Source organism: Vibrio sp. 1557 (assembly GCF_033340175.1).
GTDB classification, from domain to species: Bacteria; Pseudomonadota; Gammaproteobacteria; order Enterobacterales; family Vibrionaceae; genus Vibrio; species Vibrio alginolyticus.
Map to the genome: position 1 here is coordinate 1 of NZ_JAWOVZ010000296.1, position 1,026 is coordinate 1,026.

The following is a 1,026-nucleotide window of genomic DNA, read 5'->3' on the forward strand; positions in this document are numbered from 1 at the left end:
CCAGTAATTGGTTAAGCCACCAAGCGTATTACCTATTGTGGCAACCAATAGAATAGAAGAAACCGCATATTGATTGAGTGAGAGAGTTGCGATCAGCCCAGCTTCAGAGCCACCAGGCAGTAAGGTGGCGCTCAGAAAACCCGTTAAAAAAAGCACCCACAATGCTGAATCAGAAAACCAAAGGGCTAAATGTTCAAAAGCTGAATTGAATGCGTCTAGCATGTCATATCAAGTAATACCTTGCCTCTCGTTCGCCCCGATTCCACTTGTTGGTGTGCGGCGATAACTTCAGCCATTGGGTAAATGTGTTGCACTTCTGTTTTAAGTAATCCCACACCTACCATGTACAACAACGTGTCTAACTGTGAAGGATCTGGCTCAACCAACATACCGCTTGCCTCGAAGCCTAACAGCTTGGCCTTGTCACAAATTAATTCAGCGCTAATCGTTGGTACCGTGATCACGCGGGCATTGTCTTTTAGGCACTTGAGAGCATCTAGAGCCGCATCGCCACCAACCAAATCAATTAAAACATCAACGCCTTCAACACGTTCTGACACTGGTGCAAATTGATAGTTCACTGCATGAGCGCCAAGTGTGGCGAGGTAGTCTAAATTTCGTTCACTGCAGGTGGTAAACACTTCGGCTTTTGTCGCCACAGCAATCTGCACCGCTAAGTGCCCTACGCCACCCGCTCCTGCGAGAATTAATACTCTATCGCATTCGCTGACATTCGCTTTGCTTAATGCTTGAGCAGCGGTTTGCCCTGCCAATGGTAAAACCGCCGCCGCTTCTAGCATGACCGAACTTGGCACGTGACTTAGCTCCGACTCCGGAACACAAACATATTGGCTATAACCACCACCTTGGAGAGGAAAGCCAACAAAACCGGACACTTCATCTCCCACAGCAAAGCGAGAAGTCTTAGTACCACAAGAGACGACTTTCCCAGAAATATCGTAACCTGGCACCCAAGGCAGTTTGTCTTTATTCTGGGAAGCAGCCCAGCCAAGTCCCGCTCGTGTT

1 protein-coding gene and 1 pseudogene are annotated in these 1,026 nt (G+C 48.1%); both read right to left on the minus strand.

Translation table 11 applies throughout. The annotated features are described in order from the left end of the window. Positions 1–222: pseudogene (locus R7070_RS26605) on the minus strand (DedA family protein); the annotation flags it as partial. Then, positions 216–1,026: NADP-dependent oxidoreductase (locus tag R7070_RS26610; RefSeq protein WP_318141574.1), on the minus strand; the 811-nt coding region annotated here is incomplete at its 5' end. The gene R7070_RS26610 and the pseudogene R7070_RS26605, both read right to left, overlap by 7 nt.